Annotated in this window: 17 protein-coding genes; 11 read left to right on the forward strand and 6 right to left on the reverse strand. The window is 43.6% G+C overall.

Translation table 11 applies throughout. The annotated features are described in order from the left end of the window. Nucleotides 1-50 precede the first annotated feature (50 nt). The 3 genes from ACS8FC_RS00090 to ACS8FC_RS00100 all read right to left on the reverse strand — a co-directional run bounded on the left by ACS8FC_RS00090 (nucleotide 51) and on the right by ACS8FC_RS00100 (nucleotide 3,050). Nucleotides 51-614: a hypothetical protein gene (locus ACS8FC_RS00090; RefSeq protein ID WP_439295490.1), complete on the reverse strand. Its 564-nt coding sequence runs from the start codon at nucleotides 612-614 to the stop codon at nucleotides 51-53. A 43-nt stretch (nucleotides 615-657) separates the two neighbouring features. Continuing rightward, entirely contained in the window at nucleotides 658-1,677 is a 1,020-nt protein-coding gene (locus tag ACS8FC_RS00095) for a lipoate--protein ligase (RefSeq protein WP_439295491.1), read from the reverse strand. Between the two features lie 269 nt (nucleotides 1,678-1,946). Beyond that, nucleotides 1,947-3,050, reverse strand: a complete 1,104-nt coding sequence (locus ACS8FC_RS00100) for a M28 family peptidase (protein ID WP_439295492.1) — start codon at nucleotides 3,048-3,050, stop codon at nucleotides 1,947-1,949. A gap of 474 nt (nucleotides 3,051-3,524) precedes the next feature. Between ACS8FC_RS00100 and trpB the strand changes: the two genes are divergently transcribed. Then, complete coding sequence (gene trpB, locus ACS8FC_RS00105) at nucleotides 3,525-4,751, forward strand: tryptophan synthase subunit beta (RefSeq protein WP_439295493.1); 1,227 nt, start codon at nucleotides 3,525-3,527, stop codon at nucleotides 4,749-4,751. Between the two features lie 148 nt (nucleotides 4,752-4,899). Next, nucleotides 4,900-5,802 carry a DMT family transporter gene (locus ACS8FC_RS00110; RefSeq protein WP_299218474.1) on the forward strand — a complete coding sequence of 301 codons (903 nt, stop codon included), beginning with the start codon at nucleotides 4,900-4,902 and terminating at the stop codon, nucleotides 5,800-5,802. Nucleotides 5,803-5,887: 85 nt separating this feature from the next. Here the strand turns inward: ACS8FC_RS00110 and ACS8FC_RS00115 are convergent, their stop codons facing one another. Further along, nucleotides 5,888-7,036, reverse strand: coding sequence for a hypothetical protein (locus ACS8FC_RS00115; RefSeq protein WP_439295494.1), 1,149 nt, complete (start codon nucleotides 7,034-7,036; stop codon nucleotides 5,888-5,890). A 557-nt stretch (nucleotides 7,037-7,593) separates the two neighbouring features. Here ACS8FC_RS00115 and nemA point away from each other — a divergent pair. After that, entirely contained in the window at nucleotides 7,594-8,706 is a 1,113-nt protein-coding gene (gene nemA, locus ACS8FC_RS00120) for an alkene reductase (protein ID WP_439295495.1), read from the forward strand. An 86-nt stretch (nucleotides 8,707-8,792) separates the two neighbouring features. Here nemA and ACS8FC_RS00125 read toward each other — a convergent pair whose 3' ends face one another. Next, entirely contained in the window at nucleotides 8,793-10,055 is a 1,263-nt protein-coding gene (locus ACS8FC_RS00125) for a BaiN/RdsA family NAD(P)/FAD-dependent oxidoreductase (RefSeq protein WP_439262263.1), read from the reverse strand. Nucleotides 10,056-10,532: 477 nt separating this feature from the next. On the opposite strand from ACS8FC_RS00125, the gene acs reads away from it, so the two are divergent. From acs to pgsA, 8 genes are all read left to right on the forward strand, one after another. After that, the gene (acs, locus tag ACS8FC_RS00130; protein ID WP_439295496.1) at nucleotides 10,533-12,503 is read left to right on the forward strand and encodes an acetate--CoA ligase; all 1,971 of its coding nucleotides are present in this window, start codon (nucleotides 10,533-10,535) and stop codon (nucleotides 12,501-12,503) included. Between the two features lie 221 nt (nucleotides 12,504-12,724). After that, nucleotides 12,725-14,023: an NAD(P)/FAD-dependent oxidoreductase gene (locus ACS8FC_RS00135; protein ID WP_439295497.1), complete on the forward strand. Its 1,299-nt coding sequence runs from the start codon at nucleotides 12,725-12,727 to the stop codon at nucleotides 14,021-14,023. 47 nt (nucleotides 14,024-14,070) lie between these two features. Further along, entirely contained in the window at nucleotides 14,071-14,499 is a 429-nt protein-coding gene (locus tag ACS8FC_RS00140) for an MgtC/SapB family protein (RefSeq protein ID WP_439262258.1), read from the forward strand. A 182-nt stretch (nucleotides 14,500-14,681) separates the two neighbouring features. Then, nucleotides 14,682-16,076 carry an amidase family protein gene (locus tag ACS8FC_RS00145; protein ID WP_439295498.1) on the forward strand — a complete coding sequence of 465 codons (1,395 nt, stop codon included), beginning with the start codon at nucleotides 14,682-14,684 and terminating at the stop codon, nucleotides 16,074-16,076. A gap of 81 nt (nucleotides 16,077-16,157) precedes the next feature. Continuing rightward, nucleotides 16,158-17,063 (forward strand): polysaccharide deacetylase family protein, encoded by a 906-nt coding sequence (locus tag ACS8FC_RS00150; protein ID WP_299218457.1) that lies wholly within the window; start codon nucleotides 16,158-16,160, stop codon nucleotides 17,061-17,063. 71 nt (nucleotides 17,064-17,134) lie between these two features. Continuing rightward, nucleotides 17,135-17,422, forward strand: coding sequence for a hypothetical protein (locus ACS8FC_RS00155; RefSeq protein WP_439262254.1), 288 nt, complete (start codon nucleotides 17,135-17,137; stop codon nucleotides 17,420-17,422). A gap of 5 nt (nucleotides 17,423-17,427) precedes the next feature. Beyond that, nucleotides 17,428-18,399 carry a GTP-binding protein gene (locus ACS8FC_RS00160; RefSeq protein WP_439295499.1) on the forward strand — a complete coding sequence of 324 codons (972 nt, stop codon included), beginning with the start codon at nucleotides 17,428-17,430 and terminating at the stop codon, nucleotides 18,397-18,399. Between the two features lie 521 nt (nucleotides 18,400-18,920). After that, nucleotides 18,921-19,601 carry a CDP-diacylglycerol--glycerol-3-phosphate 3-phosphatidyltransferase gene (pgsA, locus tag ACS8FC_RS00165; protein WP_299218451.1) on the forward strand — a complete coding sequence of 227 codons (681 nt, stop codon included), beginning with the start codon at nucleotides 18,921-18,923 and terminating at the stop codon, nucleotides 19,599-19,601. Between the two features lie 119 nt (nucleotides 19,602-19,720). On the opposite strand, the gene ACS8FC_RS00170 is transcribed toward pgsA, so the two are convergent. Next, nucleotides 19,721-20,215 carry a pyridoxamine 5'-phosphate oxidase family protein gene (locus tag ACS8FC_RS00170; RefSeq protein WP_299218449.1) on the reverse strand — a complete coding sequence of 165 codons (495 nt, stop codon included), beginning with the start codon at nucleotides 20,213-20,215 and terminating at the stop codon, nucleotides 19,721-19,723. Nucleotides 20,216-20,289: the final 74 nt, after the last annotated feature.

Below are 20,289 nucleotides of genomic sequence, written 5' to 3' on the forward strand. Positions count from 1 at the left end.
AACTATAAAAGAGCGTCAACTGTCTAAGCCAAAGTAGAGCTTTGACGTTTTTAGTTTTCGTCTAAAATTACGGTTATTGGAATACTATATTTCTGATAGTCCGTGCTTTTATAATCAGTAGGGAGCGCTTTAAAAGGCTCAAGCGTGAAGCTAAAAGTCTTATCACCATCAAAAACCCAATAATTACCTAATCGCTGACCATCTTCGGTTTGCAAATTATCATTGGGTATATAATTGATAGAAAACTGATTTTGCTGCGCATCGTACCAAACGCCCAACGCTCGCAAGTCTGTTTCATCCTGATAAGTCAGCGTAATATGTGTATTGAGCTGGTTGTCTGTTGATGAAAAAGTAATCGCTTTATCAGTAAAGCTATTTAGCTCCTTTGCCCATGCCGTATTCTGCTGAGCTTCAGAGAATAGAGCAGTTTGCTCCTCCTTGACTACCTCTAAATCGTCGTCTTTATGAACTATCGTAAATAGATCTTCTTGAATTATCTCTATCTGCTGACCTTGCGGTTGTATGGTTACTGTCGTTTTGTCGGCAACAATAGGCGAGTGCTCTAGCCTTAAAAAAGAGCTTAAGGCAAAGAAAAGAATAGTAATAGGTTCCATAAGATAAGCTCCCAGTCTGCTATGCCAAAATACATATCACACTCTAAGTTTCCATTTCACTTATTAACCACGCAGACACGTCATCAATCTGCAATGCCAAATCAGAACACGCTTTGCTCAACTCATCAAACTCAGCTTTAATCTCATGCCTATCATATTTGATATCAGTCAATGTCTCTTTTAACCGATCGATCAATTCCACATTTAGCGCATCAGAGAAGATGACCACCTCGCTAATGACTGCGTGTTTTACATCAAGGTGCAAATCAATAATACCCCAATCAAATCGCGTCTCGATATGATGGCTAAATTCAGGGGTCTTACCAAAGCGCCAATCCCAATCTGCCATTTGTTGATAGTATTTATTCAGGTTAGGCTGCTTAGCGAGACTGGCTTCATCCAATTCTTCTACTAGCGCGGTGTCGCCATAACCAATGTCACGATAATACTCACAAAACGCCTCAATAATCGCATTAGATAAGATATCGTGATTGATGTCTTCATTAAACTCAACCAAGTTAGCGACGCGAGCGCGCACGGACTTGATACCTTTGGCTTTTAATTTGAGGGGATGCGGATGGAGATAATCACCCAGCTTTTGCATGTTGGCATTTACCAGTAACGTACCATGATGAAAGCTACGATCCGCCGCATGTTTAAAGGCGCTGCCTGATATTTTTTTATCACCGACTTGCATATCATTACGACCAGACAATTCCGCGTCTATGCCCAGTTTCTTTAGCGCATTAATAATGATGGTAAAGTTCGCTTCTTGATTGTAGTCGTTTTTAGGCGATAGAAAGGTAAAGTTGGTATTGCCCAAATCGTGAAACACCGCGCCGCCGCCGCTCTGACGCCGCGCCAAAAATAAATCGTCTACTTCCATTTTATCGATTTTGCACTCTACCCATGGGTTTTGCGAGCGCCCGATGACCACGGTCTCGCTATTGCGCCATAAGAATAGCGTATGCGAGTCAGGGTTCAGCGTGTTAAATATCCAATCTTCGGTCGCAAGGTTAAACCATGGGTTGGTAACGGCAGATTTTAGAATGCGCAGTTTCATTGGGTGTCCTTTTTATTATGGAGATTGTTAGTAGCAGTTATTGTTGCCGACGCGGGACTTTAATTCAATGGGGGTGCGGGAGAAGGGAATGGTTTTGAAGGGTTAATAGGATTAGATATGTTGCTTTCGATTAATTTTTAAGTGTGGCGTAGGGTGGGTTAGCGAACGCGTAACCCACCGAATGATCTTCTGCTTTCAATGATGGGTTACGCCTTGTTTTTATTCTCTACGAGAATTTAACAAGTCTAACGCCACCCTACGGCTCTAATCTATCTAATAGACTCAGCTTGTACCTGTTCTGCGATAAGCTCAGTGACAATCCGAGCAAAGGCACTCATGCGCTGTTTGATCCGCTCTTCGCCGAGCGCTTGTGTCAATACCGCTTCATTATCCACGTCTGGATTGTGCCATGAGTAGCCGCCTGGTATGTCGGGATTATCCGTTTGCGTATAGCCGTCAAAATCTGGTCCCAGGCTCCAGTTGGTTGCCTCAAAAGCAACGACAGGCATAATACTGTCGAACGATTCTTGATCGCTACAACAGCCTACGCCAAATGGCTTGTAAGGCTCGGTTTCGCCCGGAGGAATGATAGCGGGGTTTACTTGCAAGCTAAGATTAAGCTCGTTTGCAATACGCAGCGCCGCTTCACGTAATTTGACATTGGCTGCAATCTCATTGCCATCATCGTCATAACTATTGTCCCCAGCATTGGCATACATATTATCGCCTGTGAGCAAGCTGTCTAAATTTATCATACCAATAGCATTGTCAATCTCATCTTGGCTTAAGCTTGCGACAAACGCCTTAGAACCTTGCAGTCCGCCTTCTTCAGAGCCAAAGGCTATAAACTTAATCGTATCTGCGGTCTTGACTCCGTTAAAATGATAGACTAGCTCGCTTAGTACGCCAGAACCTGAGGCATTGTCATCTAATCCTTCAAGCTCGATATAATTAGGATACTGCGTTGCCGAATCATAGTGAGCGCCTACGTATAAGGTTCGTCCGGTGTTTTCTGTGCCTTCATGAGTAACAACCACATTTTGACTGGTAATCGCTTGCTCAGCAAATGGCCCACGAGACGCGACAAAAGTAAAAGGCTCTAGTATCACTTCATCGCCATTAGCGCCAAAGGTCATGCGCTGTTTCATATATTGAGCAGCAGCAAGCTCGGTACTCGACCCCATATAACGCCCTGAATAGTCACGCGCTAAGGTCAGCGCGGTCTCGGTACCATACTCCCCGTATGTGATGACAGGGGTAATGATCGTCTCGCTATCGTCATCATTACATGCGGTTACACCTGCAACCATCATGGCTATAGCTAAGACTTTTATTGTCTGTTTTGGTGCTTGTTTCACTATTGTCTGTAACATCGTCAGCATCCCTGTTTCAGTTATCGTAAAAGACCTAATCAGTAATATAAAACGTTTCTAGTCCAAAGTGTGAATAGTTTTATAGAGACATTGTTGTAAGTTACGTTCTATTAAGATGGGCAGGTGGATGATGACTGTAGAAAATTAAGTAATGAAGTTTTCATAACACGTCTTGATATAAATCGCCCTTACTATGCGTCTTTGTCACTGTTCGATTGTTCAATGCTGCAAAACATTCATCTCAGTAACACAGTACTTATTTTTAGTGGATTGACTATATAAATACGTGCAAATCAACGCTAGTTATTGACCTTAAACAAGACTTACCTTAAAATACGTTTCAGTGTACTAGAACGTTAATACAAAAGTTTTATTATAACGCTATAAAATAACGTGCTCGGACAATTTTTCAGACTATAAGTCGTCAAATATCACAACTTTCAACATTATAATTTCAGATACTAGGGTTTAACGATGACAACAGACAATATGACCGACAGCTATGGCTTACATCACTCTATCTTGCCAAGTAACGATGGTCTATACGGTGAGTTCGGCGGTAAGATTGAACATCCAGAACTTGCCAAAGCCATGGATGACATTGAGCAAGGATTTCGCGAAATTATTAAAGATAATGACTTTATCAAAGAGATGAGCCGCTTGCGTCAGACTTATGTTGGTCGCCCAAGTCCGATATTTCATGCCAGACGCTTAAGCGCACATTGCGGCGGGGCGCAGATTTATTTTAAGCGTGAAGATCTCAATCATACGGGCGCGCACAAGATTAATCACTGCTTAGGTGAAGTATTACTTGCCAAAAAACTAGGCAAAACCAAGGTCATTGCGGAGACGGGCGCAGGGCAACATGGCGTGGCGTTGGCAACCGCAGCGGCGTTGATGGGCCTTGAGTGTGAGATCCATATGGGTGTCGTTGATATCGAAAAAGAGCATCCCAATGTCAGCCGGATGAAAATACTAGGCGCGAAGATCGTCCCTGTATCGCGCGGGGCAGGGACACTAAAAGAGGCGGTCGATAGCGCTTTTGAGACTTATCTTGATGAGCTGGATACCAGTCTATTTGCTATTGGCTCAGCTTTAGGCCCTGCACCGTATCCTGAAATCGTCAGTTATTTTCAATCGGTCGTTGGCCGCGAAGCAAGAGCGCAGTTCTTAGAGACAACTGGTAAGCTCCCTAATAAAGTGGTCGCTTGTGTCGGCGGTGGCTCTAATGCTATCGGCATTTTTAGTGGTTTTTTGGACGACAAAGAGGTCGAGAAAGTTGGGGTGGAACCTGCAGGTGAAGGCTTAGAGACATCCAATCACGCCGCTACCATGACGTTGGGAGTAAAAGGCACGCTGCATGGCTTTAAGTGTTATGTCTTGCTAGATGAAGATGGCGAGCCTGCCCCCGTGCATTCGATTGCCTCAGGGCTTGATTACCCAGGCGTTGGGCCACAGCATTCGCTTTTGCGCGATATGGGTTTAGCGACTTATGAGTCGGCAACCGACGCAGAGTGCTTGGATGCCTTTATGGCGTTATCAAGATTAGAAGGTATTATTCCCGCTTTAGAAACTGCCCATGCCATTGCCTATGCGATGAGAGTTGCCAAAGACATGTCGCCTGATGAGACTATTTTGGTCAATTTATCCGGGCGTGGTGACAAAGATATTGATTTTATTTTGGATAAAGTCAAGTTATAACGAATTAATTACTGACGAATACATAAAACCGCACCTAAAGAGCGATTAACAAGTTATCATCATGGCGTTTTTAACGACATAATACGTCTCATGACATAACTTTTTACGACTTAGCAAAAGCAGTCTAAACGCTTAATAGGATTCACCAGTGACTAAACGCGACCTCATTATCTTTTTTACCCTCTCTTTTATGTGGTCGCTGTCTTTTATATTCTATCGTGTTGGGGTTCCTGAGTTTGGTTCGATAGCATTTGCAAGCCTACGAGTGCTGTTCGCAGGTTTCACTATGCTGGTCTTTGTATTGATCAGCTTGGAGAATCGGCGCGGTATTCGTGAAAACTGGAAGCTATTGACCGTCGTCGGCTTGGTTTCTACGGCCATTCCATTTGTGCTATTTTCATTCTCAGCCCAGTCAGTGAACGCTGGTGTATTGGCAGTGCTAAACGCCTCTGTGCCGATGATGAGTGGCTTTATCGCCAGTACATTTTTTAATGATAAGCTCTCAAAAAAGCAAATTCTTGGTTTATTTATCGGTCTGGTCGGTGTCGTGATTTTGATGAGTGAGAGTCTATTTGCTGGTAGTGAGTCAGACACAAGTTTGCTTGAAGGGTTATTGCCAATGGGCTATGCGCTACTAGGCTGTGTCGGTTATGCCACAGGGGCCAATATCACCAAAAACTATTTGCAAGGCTTGTCGCCGATTGCTATCACTGCTGGCTCGACCATTATTGCCAGCATGGTCATGCTACCTATTGGCTTATATGAGTTTCCATATGGCAAGAGTATTAGTCTACAAGCATGGGTATCTGTCATCTGCATCGGAGTGTTTTCGACAGCAATCGCGCTGATTTTTATGAATCAGCTGATTAAGAATATCGGTCCAATGCGCGCGACGAGTATCACTTTAGTCATTCCAATTTTTGCGATATTCTTTGGTTATGTATTGCTGGGCGAAGCGTTAGATTTGGGTGCAATTATTGGCTCAGCAGTCATTTTATTTGGTACATACCTGTCTTTAAATATCTCTTTTAAAAAGATGCTAAGGTCGTAAAACACGAGTACTCATAAAACAGTAACAAATAGTGTGGGCGTGCCTATCTAAATATTTTTGGAATCGGTATGTATAAAATAGGGTTTTATTGCTTGTCCTTGTCTACACAAATGACACCATGCAAACAGTTTCTATCTCTAACTGTATCACGTAGCGAAGATATATCTAACGCTTGACTCAATTGATAATGAGTTACTTCCCATTCGTTTATTTTATGGCCGTTTTCATCTTTATCAGGAACAGGGTATAACTGTTGACGTTCGCTATCCGACTGCGCCATAAATACCAAAAGCTTTTGTACGTCTTCAGCCAGTTGACTATCAGTACGCTCAGTCAATTGCGTCATCAAGCGCTCGTCTTTTAACAGATAAAATTTGCGGGCCTCATCATCGATCCATTGAGTGTTTTCTGAGCCAAAAAAGAGTAGATAGCGATAGGTATCTAGCAAAGCTTTGGCATCATCATAGAATCTACTATCTGGGTAACGGCCTATAAAATCTTCCCAAAATACAGCGCGTTCAACCAACTCTTCAAGAGATATACCAATTGCAGCATCGAACCAAAATATCTCTTGATTGTCTTGCGCCATTCGCTGGATAAACTCACTTTGGTCATCTGGTAGATAAGGGGTGAACATATCAGCCATGGCCGAAAGATCGTGATGAAAGGCAAAGTGACCTTCGCCTATATATCGGACACTGACGTCAGCTTTGCTCCTTACCAAGCTAATAAGATAGCGGACACGAGGATTTACCAGCTTTAATTGCGCTACCGTTAATTTTTCATCTTGGTCAATATTATCCATGACGCTGTAAAACGCTTCATCATCCATAGAGCTATCAGTATTCAAAAAACGTCCATACATCGCTTGGTAGGCTTCTAGCCATTGAAGTATCTCGGCATTTTCTGCCACTGGCAAGCAAGCCTCTATTTGACGCTGAACTGCATGAATATTTTCGATCTTACTTTTATTATCGATGGTATTTATCGTGTCATCAAGCTTGGAACAAATGAGCTGCTCTTTTAATGTTTTTTCAGATAGTGTGACCAACGCTTTAGTAAGAGCTTTTGGCGTTTTCGCTTCTGCAAGAGGCTGTGTACTTGGCGCTGTTTCGGTTTGTGCTGACGTTGAGGGCGTATCTGATGAATCAGTTTTATCCGAAGGCGGCTGGCAAGCAGTTAGGCCAAGCAGTAAGCTTGCACCTATGATGAGTGTTCTTCTGTTCATTTGCACAGACTGCATCCTTTTAATACTCAATAGAGTATTAATCTTAGTTTTTAAAAAATTATTTTGACTATTCAATATGCAATAAATTGGCTTAATTGTAAAAAATTAGGACAATCTTATCGAATCATTAGAAGACTATTGTTTGCTTGTATACATTCTACTCTTTTATATTCTTTAGAGATAGTCAATCTGTAACCTTTTTCAATTATCAAATAGAGCTGAAAAGGTGTTTCGGTTTGTAAAGCTTACTTGAATAATCATAGTCATCCCTTATAAAGAGAACGGTCGTTCAATATAGGTGCTTAAGTATTGGTACGTATTGGTACTTAAGTATAAGTATTCAGACGTATGTTCTTGAATACAGATTCTTATTTGATAGATATCCATTTAAGAGGTGATCATCTAATGGGTATTGATTCGAAAAGTACTTACTGATCTATCGAACAAACATACATTTTGTTGACCTAATGACTCATAAAGTTTTCATAATTATAAATAGATTGCTTTATAGTTATGAATATCATTTTTACCCATATTTTTTATAACCACAAACAAGGCATACTATGGCTTACGATAATTTATTTGAAACAGTAAAAATGGGCACTCAAACCCTAAAAAACCGCATCATTATGGCACCACTAACTCGTCTACGCGCTGTTGAGCCAGGCGATGTACCAACGGCATTAGCAGGTGAATACTATTCACAGCGTGCAGCGGGAGCGGGCCTTGTGATCGCTGAGGCGACGCAAGTATCATTTCAAGCAAAAGGTTATGCAGGTGCGCCTGGCATCCATACTAAAGATCAGATGACCGCGTGGAAAGCCATCGTCGATAATGTCCATGCTAAAGGCGGCAAGATCGTCGTACAGCTATGGCATACTGGTCTAGTGGCACATGAAAGTGTACAGCCTGATGGTAAAGCGCCTATTTCAGCGTCGGACGTCGAAGTCGGCGCTCGCACCTCTTTACGTGATAGCGATAATCAAGCGATTCGCGTTGAAACCACGCCACCACGTCCAGCCACCGCTGATGAAATCAAGCAAGTGATTAAGGACTTTGCTTATGCAACCAAGACGGCACGAGAAGCAGGATTTGATGGCGTAGAGGTTCATGGTGCCCATGGTTATCTGTTGCATCAATTTTGGGTTGAGCAAACCAACAAGCGTGATGACGAGTACGGCGGCAGTCGTGAAAACCGCGCGCGCTTAACCCTTGATGTCATCGATGCTTGTGTTGATGAATGGGATAACGATCACGTCGGTATTCGACTCTCGCCACAAGGCACGTTTAACGCCGTAGAAGCCGGCTATGATGAAGATGATAACATTTGGCTCATTGAGCAAATCAATAAACGCGGTTTGATGTATCTTCATCTCTCTGAGCCTGATTGGGCAGGAGGCACGCCATATAATGACGGTTTCCGCCAGCGTATTCGTGATGCCTTTGACAATACGATCATTGCAGCGGGTGGCTATACGGCCGAAAAAGCAGAAAGAAATGTCCGTGAAGGCTATATTGACGCGGTTGCGTTTGGTCGTGATTTCATTGCAAACCCTGATTTGCCTGAGCGTATTCGTCAAGATGCGCCGCTCAATGAGCAGCATCCACAAACCTTCTATGGTGGCGGTGCTGAGGGTTATACCGATTATCCGTATTTGGAGCAAAAACAAGCGTAAGTGTACGCTTAGTTTTACATGTTAATATAATAAAAAGCCGCCTTACTGTCATAGTAGGGCGGCTTTTTTTGAGCTTGTATTAATGGTTAAACGACTTCACCGCAGACAAAACCGCTTGCCCAGGCCCATTGAAAGTTATAGCCGCCAAGCCAGCCCGTGACATCAAGCACCTCACCGATAAAGTATAGACCGTCCTGAAAATTGCTCTGCATTGTTTTTGACGACACCTCATCGGTTTTTACGCCGCCACGCGTCACCTCAGCGGTACGATAGCCTTCCGTACCAGAGGGTTTGAGTTGCCAATTATTAATAGTATTCCCAAGCTCGCTTAGGCGCTCATCTTTAATATTGGCAAGCTCTTTGTCTTTAATATCATCCCACAGCGTTGTCTGTAGGGCTGTCAGTAGTTTTTTAGGCAATGCATTGTCTGTATAGTCTGCCAGTACAGTACGGATGAGCTGCTTTGGGTGCGATTTTTTATGAGCAAGTAGTAGGGTGGTGACATCGATATCAGGCAGTAAGTTGATATTGATGTGCTCGCCCGTCTGCCAATAATTGGACAGCTGGAGCATGGCAGGACCAGATAGACCGCGATGGGTAAAGAGTAACGGCAGCTTAAACGAGATGCGCTCGTTACTGGCAATTACGGGCAAACTAATACCAGCCAAGGCGCGGATAAGCTCGCCCGTCTTATCGGTAAAGGTAAAGGGCACGAGGCTGGCATCGGTTGGCATAAGCTGATGCCCAAACTGCTGCGCCAGCTCATAACCAAGACCGCTTGCGCCCATCGTTGGTATAGATAGGCCACCAGTCGCCACGACTAACGAGTCACAGCTGTATTTGTGTTGCGAAGGTTTAACGCTATTGGCGATATCTTTTTTACTCAGTTTTTTAGAGGTCGATAGATTGAATCTTTTATATTCAGTCTCATTGACATCGATCTTATCAATCTGGGTATTAATGCGTATTTGCACACCTACCGCCGCGCATTCATCAAGTAGCATAGTGACGATATCTTGCGCAGAATCATCACAAAACAGCTGACCGTGCTCACGCTCATGGTATGGGATTTTATGCTGTTCAACCATGCCGATAAACTCCCAACTGGGGTAACGGCTCAGTGCTGACTTACAAAAATGTGGGTTGGCACTGATAAAATGCTCAGGCTCGACGAAGTAGTTGGTAAAGTTACAGCGTCCACCGCCCGACATCAGGATCTTTTTGCCGACTTTATTGGCATGATCGAGCACCAATACGCGGCGGCCTCGACGCCCAGCGGTGAGTGCGCAGTATAGCCCTGAGGCTCCTGCGCCAACAATGATGACATCATAATGGGTGTTATTGTCCATGACGGTTTTGGTCCATAAAGCGCTGCTTTTAAACAAACGTAAAAATAAGGTAGAAGCAATGATACAAATACGCCGATATAAGTATCATTCAAACAGTGTATCTAGAGTGGCTATTGTCCATATTTAACTTAGGGTTACAAGGATTAAATACTTATCAGGTTTTTACCATGCCCTAATAGAAAGTATAAATACATAAGTAAACAGCTGTACATTGGAATTGTTGTAATTAGTCGTTAGTGTCTTGCATCACTTCTTCTTATTTGTCAAACTAGAATTGAGGCGTCACTCATTATGGAAGATGATAGCCTGTTGTCTGCAACCACCGTTGTGACTGATGAGCTGCCGATTAGCATTGTCTGATAGTCGTATTATTGCTTCAGTTTCAGTCAGTCTATTAGATAGTTTTTTCTTTTATTTTCAATATCTCTTATTTTCGATATTTTATGCAGACAATGATAATTAAAAAAGGAATGTCTCATGACTCAAAAATCTTTTCCTATTACGGCTGAGTTTATCGCCGCTGCCAATACCACTGCTGAGCAGTATGCCCAAGACTATGAGCGGTCAGTCGAATCACCCGAGGCCACTGATGCTTTTTGGGCTGAGCGTGCTGAGCTGATTGATTGGATGAAAAAGCCAACTATTATTAGCAACGTCAATTATGACTTGGACGACTTTCGTATTAAATGGTACGAGGATGGCGAGCTAAATATTTCGGTAAACTGTCTTGATCGACATCTTAAAACCAACCCCTACAAGCCTGCCATTATTTGGGAAGGGGATCACCCTTCTTTGCATAAGATTATCTCCTTTAAAGAGCTTCATGCTGAAGTTTGTCGTTTAGGTAATGCGATGCGTAAGCTTGGGGTCAAAAAAGGCGATCGTGTGACCCTATATATGCCGATGATACCTGAAGCGATGGTAGGGATGCTAGCATGTACGCGTATCGGTGCGGTGCATTCGGTGGTGTTTGGTGGATTCTCTGCTGAGAGCTTAGGTAACCGTATCGTTGATAGCCAATCCAAAATCGTGATTACGGCTGATGAAGGTCTACGCGGTAATAAGCACAATCCGCTTAAGGTCAATGTTGATCGTGCGCTAGATATGGAGGGTACTGATAGCGTTGAAAAGGTCATTGTCGTGCATCGTACAGGTAATTCAATTCCGATGAGTGGTCGCCGTGATGTTTGGTATCATTCTTTAATAGCCGGCGAGCAAGAGCAGTGCGAGCCTGAAGTCATGAATAGCGAGGACCCGTTATTTTTGTTATATACCTCTGGTTCAACTGGCAAACCGAAAGGTGTGCTGCATACGACTGGTGGTTATATCACCTACGCGCTATCAACCTTCCGCGATGTCTTCGATATCAAAGACGATGATGTGTATTGGTGTACGGCAGATGTCGGCTGGGTGACCGGTCATACGTATTCTACCTATGGGCCGCTTGCCAATGGTACGACGACAGTGATGTTTGAGGGCGTGCCTGAATATCCAACATGGGCGCGGATTGGTCATATTATCGATAAGCATAAAATTACGGTTTTATATACGGCGCCGACGGCGATTCGCTCGATGATGAAAGAGGGTGATACCTTTGTCCGTGAGTCTGATCGCTCAAGTTTACGTCTGCTTGGTACCGTTGGTGAACCTATCAACCCTGAAGCGTGGGATTGGTATTATGATGTTGTTGGTGGTGGTCGTTGCCCAATCGTAGATACATGGTGGCAGACCGAAACAGGTGGTATTTTGCTGGCTCCGATACCAGGTACGGTAGCGCTCAAACCGGGTGCTGCGATGAATCCTTTATATGGCATCATACCGCAAGTGATCGATACCGATGATACGGCTCTTGAAGGTCCCGCTGAGGGCAATCTTGTCATCAGTAATAGCTGGCCGGGACAAATGCGTACTATTTATCATGACCATGAACGCTTTTTAGAGACCTACTTTACTGAGTATCCAGGCTACTACTTTACTGGTGATGGGGTACAACGCGATGAAGACGGGCATTATTGGATTACCGGCCGCGTCGATGATGTACTTAATGTCTCAGGGCACCGCTTGGGCACTGCAGAAGTCGAAAGTGCAGTAGATGCTCATCCTTCTACGGTTGAAGCCGCTGTCGTCGGTATGCCGCATGACATTCGCGGCGTAGGTATTGCCGCCTTTATTATTCTCAGTATAGGAGAGGTTGCAAGCGATCAGCTAAAAGCTGAGTTAAATCGCCATGTGCGCACCGAGATTGGGCCAATTGCCAATTTAGATGCTATCTATGTCGTTGAGGCTCTACCCAAAACCCGATCTGGTAAGATTATGCGTCGCATCTTACGTAATATCGCTGCAGGGCAGTATGTTGGGCTTGGTGATTTATCTACCCTTGCTGATAGCTCGGTCATCAACAAGATAATTGATGTGGTCAAAGCAGAACGCGAGGCAAAACACTGTTAGTAAGCAACTGTTAGTAAGCAATAAAATAGCGAACCATAGTTATAAATAGGGATCATCAGTATGGTTCGCACGCAACTTTACTAGACAAACATCAAATATCACAAAAGTCATGCTGTTTTTAATAGCATGACTTTTTAATATAGACAGCATCACAAAAACACAAAGACTCGTTTTTAATGAGGTTTTAATCGTTGCCAAATCTTACAAGGCCTACTGCACTCATGACTGACCATTCTTCGCCATCCATTAGCAACCATGCAAAACAGACTAACCATGACAATCAGGCTACCTTTAATACTGGCCTAAACACTGATCAAAGCACTGCGCCGAAAATAGCCATTATCGGAGCTGGATTGACGGGTTTATTGACAGCGACTTTGTTGGAACGCGCTTTTATTAAGCGACAAAATAAACCATCGAATAATGCATCAATGCTGCACGTGACTATTTTTGAGAAGTCGCGTAGCGTTGGCCGCCTAGCTACGCGCTATCACACCGATAATAAGACCAAGCAAAACTGGCAATGGGCATTTGGTGCACAGTTTTTTACAGCAAAAACCTCTAGCTTTCAGCAATTCATTGCGCCTTGGCTAGACTCAACATTACTGCAACCGTGGTGCGCTCAAGTAGTTGATTTGACGCCAGCTAACGACCATGTTCAAAAAAATAAAAATGCTCAATCTCAAAATACTTGCTTACCTAATATTCAGAAAAAAGAGCAATGGGATACCAATCACGCGCGTTATGTTGGCACCCCTAAAATGACCAGTTGGGGACGCGCGTTGGCTGATGAGTTACAGCATACGACTATTAACTTTAAAACTCGCGTCGCACCACTTAGCCAGACACAAACTGAGAGCCGACAAGATAATACTAACAAAACTGAGTTATTCGATGAGGTAGGCAATAGTCTTGGCTGGTTTGATTGGGTCATTTGTACTGTACCTAACGGTCAAGCAGTAGAGCTGATGGCAGACAGTGGCTTTACAGAGCATGCCAAAATTACCGAACCAAAAATGCAAGCATGCTATACGCTTATGCTGGGCTGGGATAATGTTGAGATGCTCCCTAAAACTCTGATCAATCAGGCAGGGCCAGTATGGGATGTGGCTTATGTGAGTCATTCAATACTCGATAGAATATTTGTTGAACATCAAAAGCCTGCTCGTGATGAGCTACTCCCAAGTATCACCATTCATGCGCGCAACGACTGGTCAGAAGAGCATGTCGATGATGATATCGAAATCATTAAAGCGCAATTGCTAGCGGCTGCACAGCGAGCATTGCATTGGAGCGCTGATACAGCGCCCAGTAAAATAGACTGTCATCGTTGGCGCTATGCTGCGACAGTCATGGATACCAAAAACAAGCAGGCTTGTGATCCGTTAGGAGTATTGCTCGATCAAACCCATCAATGGATTGTTAGTGGCGACTGGTGCGGACAAGGTAATATTGAAAGCTGCTATCAAATGGCAAAAGACACAGTACAAGCGATCAGTAAAGTAGAGTGGATAAAATAAGCCAAATTTATTTAGTTTTAACTTAAAGATAGAGAGCGTCGTAAATTATGTTTGGATTCGATCTAGATATAGACTTAATGCAGTACCATTTTTTTCAATTAAGCATTGCTTTTATATTGTCATTACCGATTGCACTCAATCGTGAAATGAAGGATAACGGTGCAGGACTTAGAACGTTTCCGTTGGTGACTATTGCTTCATGTGCCTTTATGTTAGTCGGTATGGATATCTACGAGTCTGAAGGCGAAGCGAGGATTATGTACGCCATTATCACTGGTATGGGCTTTATCGGTGGTGGCGCTATTTTTAAGAATGAGGAAGGCTCAAAGGGCACCGCGACGGCAGCCAGCTTATGGAACACAGGTGCTATCGGTATTTCAGTGGCTTATGGTCGTTACGAGATAGCGATTATTTTATCTGTGGTGGGTTTTTTAATACTACAATTTTCAGAGCCATTTAAAGTCAAAAATAAGTGATAGTAATCAAACAATCATGCATTTTGTTTGTCATTGACTCATATAAAAATCATAAAATTAGATGATTGTTTCTTATTGGTAAATAGAAAGATTTTACTCATGGATGCCAATTGACTCCTCTGTTTTTTTAGCCTATGGTTGATAATGCAATCTCTAATAAAATCAATAGTATGGAGTATGTTGTGAGCGAACGGGTTGTGAGCAAAATTACCAAGGAGTCTGTGTCAGCGTTAGATATGGCAGCTCGCCTCGATGAAGGTAGTCTTTGTCCGGTTGCGCTGGTAGAAGAGACGTTTGCAAACATCCGCTCTTCCGATCCCGCTATTTTTACAGAGTTGTTTGAAGCGCGCGCATTAAAAGAAGCTCATGCTTCTAGGCAACGTCGCCGTGACGGTAAGCCACTAAGCCCGTGGGATGGTATACCTATCGCATGGAAAGACCTTTTTGATATAAAAGATCGAGTGACCACCGCAGGCTCTGTGATTCTTAAATCCAACGCGCCTGCCCCTTGTGATGCCAATATGGTGGCCAATGCCTCTCAAGCAGGCCTTGTGTCAATCGGCTGTCTTAATATGACCGAGTTTGCTTATTCCGGCCTTGGTCTTAATCCACATTTTGGTACACCTAAAAACCCTCATGGCTCAGGCCCTGCTCGCATTCCTGGCGGCTCGTCTTCAGGGTGCGGGGTAGCTGTCGCGCGCGGTCTGGTGCCATTGGCTATCGGCAGTGATACTGGTGGCTCGATACGCATTCCTGCTGGACTAAACGGCATAGTCGGCTATAAAGGCTCTAGCGTTGCGTTTCCAAATGGTGGTACGTTGCCGCTCTCACCGACGTTAGACACCTTTGGTCCGCTTGCAGCTGATCTAAAGAGCTGTATTGGTGCGGCACAAATTCTTAATGGGCGGGCGATTGCCATACCCAAACCTTCACCTATTGACCAACTCAAATTTTTTATTCCCAGTAATGTCGTCTTTGAAAACGCGCAAGAGGCGGTAATCCAAAATTTTGAAGCTTCTGTCCGCGCACTTGAGCAGGCAGGGGCGACAATCACTCGCGGAGTATGTGATGAGTTTGACGATATAGGGGCGCTTGCCCGTAAGCATGGCTACTTAGTTGGCCCAGAAGCACTAGATGTGCATTGGGATCTGGTACATTCGGCACAGGCAAAGCAGATAGATCCAAGAATCCTTGACCGTATTCTTGATGCAGGAGAGATGAGTGCGCGAGATTTGCTTGTCATTCAACGGAAGCGTGCAAGATTGATTGAAAAAAACCGTCAAGCTTTAGATAAGCAAATTGTACTGTTTCCAACCACGCCTATTACGGCGCCTAAGCTTAAACCGCTTGAAGAAGACGATGACTTGTACTTGCAAACCAACAAACTGATGCTGCGCAATACGGCTCTAGGTAATTTTTTGGACTGGTGCGGCGTCGCTTTACCAAACGGCATAGATGAAAACCAGATGCCTACTAGTATTTTGCTATCGATGACCAGCGGCCGAGACAGTGATTTGTTAGCGGCAGCGCTGAGTGTCGAGAGCGTATTACTCAAAGCCGATGACAGATCTACATAGAAGCGGTTAAATAACTATCAAGTAAGTAAAGATAAGACCCCAAACAAAGGCTAGTAACCTATACCATCAAAGGAGTGAGACATGAGTAAAAAAACCATTATATGTGGCTTTGGTACAGATGTAGATTCAGTAGCAGGATGGATTGGATCGTACGGTGGTGGGGATAGCCCCTCAGACATTCAGCGCGGCGTCTGGGCATCTGAAGTTGGTGTACCACGGCTATTAAGGTTATTTAAAAAATACGATCTACGCACCTCGTTTTTTATTCCTGGTCATAGTATCGAAACTTTTCCAGACATTGCCAAAATGATTGTCGATCATGGTCACGAAGTAGGCGCGCATGGTTACTTGCACGAGAACCCCATTGCCATGACCCGCGCTCAAGAAGAGGCAGTCATGGAAAAGTCGGTTGAGCTGATTACTAAGCTGACAGGTCAAAGCCCGCGTGGCTATGTGGCACCGTGGTGGGAGATGTCAGCTGCGACCCCTGAAATCTTAGCCAAATATAATTTTAAATATGACCATAGCCAAGGTTACCGTGATTTTCAGCCTTTCTATGCTCGAGTTGGCGATGATTGGAACGTTATTGACTACTCAAAAACTGCAGAAGAATGGATGCATCCTATGACCCATGGCGACGAGATCGATTTGGTCGAGATTGCTGCCAACTGGTGTGTGGATGATTTACCCCCAATGCTGTTTATGAAAAATGTCCCTAACAGTCATGGATTTGTCAACCCACGCGATATCGAGCAAATGTGGCGTGATCAGTTTGACTGGGTCTACCGTAATATGGACTATGCCGTGTTTCCCTTCACGATTCATCCGGATGTCTCTGGACGTCCACATGTACTCATGATGCTTGAGCGTCTAATTGACTATATCAACGGTCATGAAGGGGTTGTTTGGATGCCATTCGAAGATATCGCTGCTGATTTTCGCACACGTTTCCCATTTGAAGGTGGTAAGCGTCCGGAAGTTATTTGAACGCTGCATTGATAAATTTATGGATCTTGGTGGCATTGTTAAAATACTGGTCACTTATAGGGAGAAGAGTCATGTGTAATGGATGTGGAAACCCAGCTGCCCCAGGGCATTGGACAGAAGCAGGCGCTCAAAAAGGCAGCATTCGCATGAGAGCAATGTTTCAAAGAATGTCTGTCTTAAAGCGGGTGCTAAAACCTTATGGGTTCTCCGTTTATGCTGATGGGGTAATTCCGCAGCTTCAGCTGATATGTCCAGGCGGGGCCCGCGTCATGGTTGATAATCTAACTGAGCTGTGGGCTGAAGTAGAACGTCGTCAAGGCTTTGCAATCGATCCGTTAGCACCTCACTCTATGGCTTGACTTTAATGCAAACCTCACAAGACAATCGTCTCAATATCGTTCTACTAAGCGGCTATCTGGGTTCAGGTAAGACCACGTGGCTGCGGCATGCGCTTTTTACTAAGAGGTTTGGCCGTGCTCAAGTATTCACCCAAGAAGCGGCCGAGCAGCCTGTTGATGATTTGCTGTTGGGCGAAGCAATGAGTGTCAACGTTCTGACTGGAACCGCGGGTACCCCAAAAGGCAAAGAGGAGCTCATATCAGCACTGCTTACGGTTGCCGAATCCAGAACGAACGGACAAACAAGCGATTTGGCTGATGCTCTTATTTCTGATACCTTGATTATAGAAACCAGTGGTTTGGCTGATCCCAAAGAAATCATAGTCGCCATCAAAGAGCATCCGATTCTCATTTACCATTTTGCGCTCAAAGAAACGGTTATTATGGCTGATGCGCTACATTTTCATATGGCGCTAAAGACTGATGCATTGTGTCGTCAGCAGATACTGTCGGCTGATCGCATTGTCATTGCAAAATCAAAAGAAGTAGCTGAGCAGTCCCTATCAAACCTTGTCTCGACTATTAGTAACATTAATCCAGCTGTCCCAATCTCCTTATCCACATTCGGCGTCGAAAGCCCTGTACCTAAACTACCAGCGCCGACCGAAATCTATGAGACGACTCTTGTCAATGGGGTTGCTCCGACGACTGTGGTTTCGCTGCCGATTCCTAAAGAAGTCGGTTGGGTTGAGTTTACCGTTTGGCTATCGGCGTTGCTGCATGCGCGGGGTGATACGATTCTGCGAGTCAAGGGCGTTTTGCACACGGATGAAGGTCCGCTATTGCTACAATCTGTACGCAAAGTCATGCAGCAACCTGAGATTCTCCCTGCTGTCAGAAGTAGTTTTACATCCAAAGATATCGTATTTATAGGGGAAGGTATAAATCAAGAAGCATTGCTCGCTTCTTTGTCCTCTTTTTTTGGAGAACAGCGCTAAAAGCGAAGTATATACTTATATAAGTTTTTAATAGGTAGTGGCAAAATCATTAAGTTACTATAATTTTAATAAATAGAGTTTAGAGATTTTGATAAATAGGGTTCAGAAATTTAAGACAAAAAAAGACCCACAGAGGAGGAAACTGTGGGCTGAGGAAAACTGAGTATGTAGTGTGTCTACAATTACAGTAAAAACTTATTATTTTTATAGAGATTCTAGCGTTATCAGAAACATAAACAGTTATAATTTGGAGTGAAAACTCAGTGTACAACTGTTTCTTCTAATATATTTATATTACCTGATGTTCTCCTTAATTGGCTACTTAAATTACATGAAGTTACTCTTAAGAGAGTTTTAATACAATGTCACATTTTGAAATATTTTATTTGTTAGAACTTTTCGTTCAATAAACGTTTTCTCTCAAAATAGTATCGATAAACTCGCAGAAGATGGCATGACGCAATACAAGAAAAATGCTAAGCTAGCAGGCATTCTTATGTCTATATAACACTAGGCTTACCATGACCGAAAGCACACAACTGCATACAAAAGAGCCGCTACAACCGCAAAACGACAAAAGCATTTTTAATCTACCCAATAATCTTACTATTGCGCGTATTTTGATGATTCCATTGTTTGTAGCGATAGCTTACTGGCCACCAGCCATGGGTATTGGCATGCCTGCCATCTCAGACAATGTCATCGCGCGGGTAGGAATGAGTGAGTTTAGTGACAGTTTACTACGGCATTTATTGTTAACTGGGGTGTTTGTTGTCGCTGCCATTACAGATTGGCTCGATGGCTACTTTGCTCGTAAGCTTAATGTGATGTCGGCTTTTGGACGGTTTTTAGATCCAGTCGCTGATAAACTGATGGTAGCAGCAGCGCTGATTATTTTGGTACAGTGGCATCCTAATATCATTATGGCGATAGCAGCGATTGTGATTATCTCTCGTGAGATTGCAGTATCGGCATTAAGGGAGTGGATGGCAGAGCTTGGTAATCGTACTAGTGTGGCGGTCTCGTATGTAGGTAAGCTTAAGACGACGTTTCAGATGATAGCCATCACTGTGCTTCTATTAAACTGGGAGTCGCTTGAGATGATAGGGTATGTACTGATGGTCGCTGCAGTGATTTTAACTTTGTGGTCCATGTTTATTTATCTAAAAGCAGCATGGCCATATTTAAAACAAAGTGGTTAGATAGAGCGTGTTAATACTGATTTAATTTCATTTACGTGCACAATCTTGCATAAAAAAGCCAGTCGCTTATCGCACTGGCTTTTTTTATGTATAACATCTAATGATGTCTAAACAAATCATCAGAGTTCTACTGAAAAATTCTCACCCAAACTCTTTTCAATAGCAGTATCTGTGACTGCCGCTGCCGTCATTTTAACAGCGCTAGTAATGGCGTTACCATTTTCCCAATATTCTGCACCATGAGGAACGACTTTGATTAGCTGTACCCCTGGGTCTTCTTTACCTTGTTCAAAATAAGCGTTGTACATTACTGACCACAGCTCATCAAGCTTTTCTCGATCTTCGATCAATTCAGCCTTACCAGTGATAGACAAATAGCTTTTATCATCTTGGCTGACGTAAGCCAAGTTTACTTCTGGGTTCTTATTAATATTATCAACAGTGTCAGAAGGTGTGTGACCGATAAACCAAATCTCTTTAGCACCGATGCTGGTTTCTGTGGTGTTCATTGGGCACGAATGGAGGTGGTTTTCATGATTGCGAGTGGTCATCATCGTATACTTGATATTGTTTACCATCGCTTGGATTTTATCCATCTTTTCTTGTTTACTCATAATAGTTGTCCTTTACTATTTAAAATATTGAGGTTTACATGCTATAAAACTTACATACTATAAAAACGCCAATA

It is taken from the genome of Psychrobacter sp. 1Y4 (assembly GCF_051847555.1).